The sequence below is a fragment of the Candidatus Pelagibacter sp. HIMB123 genome (assembly GCF_052048195.1).
GTDB lineage: Bacteria > Pseudomonadota > Alphaproteobacteria > Pelagibacterales > Pelagibacteraceae > Pelagibacter.
On record NZ_JBNAIL010000006.1, the window covers coordinates 1 to 3079 of the forward strand.

Here is a 3079-nt window from a genome sequence, read left to right on the forward strand (position 1 = left end):
TTTTTTTATCCTTTTCTAGCTTACCACTTAATAGTCTTTTGATTTCATTATTTTTGAAATTAATTTTTTGACAATTCAATTTAATTTTATTTTTTTCACATTCATAGTAATTTTGTTTCTTAGAATTATTTAGAATTAATTTTAAATTAGGCACTATAGTAAAATGTAATTCAATATATTTCTCCCAATCATCTTGAGATAAGTTAGTGCCTCTTTTTTTAAAGTAAACTCGATGTTCTTTTATATTTTCAAAATAATTTATTTCCTTATTGCTAAAGTTTAAATGTTTCTGTCTAAAATCAAAATTTTTTAGAACACTCAATATAACAAAGTTTTCATATTCATTTTTATTTATATCTTCTATTAATCTATCTAAATTATTAGTAATATTTATTAATTTTCTCTCCACTGTTGGTTTGTCATATGTTGATCCCCTTTTTTTTATTTCATTTTGTAGTTCTTCAATATTAATTATTTGAATCCTCTTTTTTGCTTCAATTATATTTTCAATTGAAATAGAACGTAAAGGGATTTGCATCGCTGGTAAACGCCAATCCAAATAGACATTTCCGTCATAATAAATTGGTTCAAAAAATTGTTTAATTGAATTCCAATAAAATTTTCGATTATGCCCAGCTAAACCATGACCTCTACTTATGCTTAACGATATTGCCTGAAATATATCCCATTCAACAATTTGATCCTTATTATTATTTGAAAGTAGATGGTTATCTAAATGAAAAAGAGAGTAATTGTAAATAAAATCATATTGAGATTCATTTATATATTTTAGATAAATTTTGTTTAGTTGGGTTAGGGCCTCTTCTGATATTTCTAAATGCTTATCACTTTTAATTGCCCAATTGACATTTGTTTGTTTAGATAACCCACCATGTAGTTCTGAAAGTTTTTTTCCAATTTTTTCTTCATATACGGTTCCTCTTAAACTAGCTAATGCAGAAGGATTTTTTTGATAAAAATCCATAACCATTTTTTCTTGTCCAGGCATCATTCTTAGTTGTTTTTGTACTTCAGCCTGAACTTCTTGTTCTGTTACTTTAATTTGATTTTTCTCACCAAACTCATTTAAAATTAATCCAGTTTTAATTCTTGTTTTTGCTTTTTTTTCAAAGTCCTTTTTATTTTTCTTAGCTTCTTCCTCCGACATACCTTGGGAAAGAATTTTTACCTCTTCTTCAATTAAATTTTCTGGCACCTCTTCTACTTTAATTTTCTCAATTTCTCTCAAAATTTGATTTTTAGATAATTGATCTAAAGAATTTTTGTATTCGTCATTAATTTGTTTTGAAATTAATGTTTTTAAATCTTTTAAATCTTTTGCTCCTAAATTTTTTGCAAAATTATCATCAATTTTTACTTCTTCTGATTGTTTAACGCTTAAAATTTTACAACTAAATTTAGCTTTTTTATTTACTAATTCTTTTTCAGGGAAATTTTCTGGTAAAGTTGCCTCTACAATTTTTTCATCACCTTTTTTGACTCCAATTAATTGATCGTCGAAACCTTTTAAGAATAAATCTTTGCCCAAAGTTAGCTGAGTATTCTTTCCCTCACTTCCTTTAAAATCCATACCATCAACAGTTGCTTTGTAATCTAAAGATACTAAATCACCTTTTTTGGCTTTTGTATCAGCGCTTACTTCTTTAAAATTTGGTTGGTTTTTAGCTATTTCTTTTATTCTTTTTTCTGTTTCACTTTCATCAATTTTTACGTTGTATTTATCAAATTTAATATTTTCTAAAGATTTAATTTCTACTTTTGGTAACTCTGTAACTGACAAAACATATTCTAAATCTTTTCCTTCACCGTATGTCTTTAAGTCAAGTTTTGGTTGACCAGCTGGTTTAATCTTTTTTTCTTGTAGTGCTTTAGTTGATGTGTCTTTTAAAACTTTATCTAAGACTTCTCCGAAAACTGCTTTACCAAATTGTCTTTTTAAAATTTCTTTTGGAACTTTACCTGGTCTAAATCCTTTAAGATTTACACTACCTTTGATCTCTTCATATTTTTCATCCATATAAGAGTTCATTGTCTCTTTATCGATAAAAATTTTAAGATCTTTATTTAAACCTTTTTTATTTTCTACTGTAATTTTCATAATATCTTAATGGTAGGGCGAAAAGGACTCGAACCTTCACATGTTGCCATATTGGTTCCTAAGACCAACGCGTCTACCAATTCCGCCATCGCCCCACAAATTATAAGGTCTTATATATGATTGAAACTATTTGTCCAATTAGATTTATAAGGAGTTTAATTAGTATTTGATTTTTATATTATATTAAAGTGTTAATATATTTTATATGGATTTTTTAAATTTTTCACAACAAGGTTCGATTGATGTTGCTGAGGCAATTGCTCTTTTAATTATCAGTGGGATAATTATGAGGTTTTCATTAACACTTACAGGTCAAGCTTGGGCAAAAACTTATCAACAAACTATGGGTTTTGTTATTTTACCTGTTATAACATACGTAATCACAAAAACAATTACAGGAAATATAGCGCTTTCATTAGGTATGATAGGTGCAATGTCAATTGTAAGATTCAGAAATCCAGTAAAAAGTCCACTTGAGTTGATTATGTATTTTGCACTTATTACAATTGGGATTGCTGCAAGTGTAAGAACTAAATGGGCTATACTGCTTGTTTTGGTAATTGTGGGATCTATTTTTTCAATAAAATTAATTCAAATAATATACAAAAAATTAAATAAATCATTTTATACCACATCCTTTAACGAAGGTGTGGATTTAAACATAATTGAAATTAGTGCTTCAGATAAAATTGAGATTTTAGAAAATAACGAAAATTTGAGAAATATGATTGTTCAAAAAGAAACAAACGAAATATTTTATCGTCTAGGTTTTGAAAATAAAAATGAATTAAAGAAACTTAAAAGTTCAATTGAGACAAATAATAATATCAATAAAATTGATATTACCTATGCTTAAAAAAAAAATTTACCAAAAATTAATTTTGGTAGTTATTTTAATTTTCTACATTGCAAATTCATCGACTGCAAATATTATAGAAAATTGTGAAGGAAATTTTGACA

2 protein-coding genes and 1 tRNA gene are annotated in these 3079 nt (G+C 26.4%); 1 reads left to right on the forward strand and 2 read right to left on the reverse strand.

The features are described from left to right. Together tig and ACTTBL_RS01385 are read right to left on the reverse strand one after the other, a co-directional pair. Window positions 1–2119, reverse strand: a 2119-nt coding sequence (gene tig / locus ACTTBL_RS01380) for a trigger factor (RefSeq protein ID WP_440643284.1), incomplete at its 3' end; no start/stop codon positions are given. Between the two features lie 10 nt (window positions 2120–2129). Further along, window positions 2130–2214 (reverse strand) — tRNA-Leu (locus ACTTBL_RS01385). Window positions 2215–2324: 110 nt separating this feature from the next. Here ACTTBL_RS01385 and ACTTBL_RS01390 point away from each other — a divergent pair. Further along, the gene (locus ACTTBL_RS01390; protein ID WP_440643285.1) at window positions 2325–2975 is read left to right on the forward strand and encodes a DUF4956 domain-containing protein; all 651 of its coding nucleotides are present in this window, start codon (window positions 2325–2327) and stop codon (window positions 2973–2975) included. Window positions 2976–3079: the final 104 nt, after the last annotated feature.

Coding starts and splice junctions, on each gene's coding strand:
- ACTTBL_RS01390 (WP_440643285.1), top strand. CDS start 2,325: ATGGATTTTTTAAATTTTTCACAACAAGGTTCGATTGATGTTGCTGAG.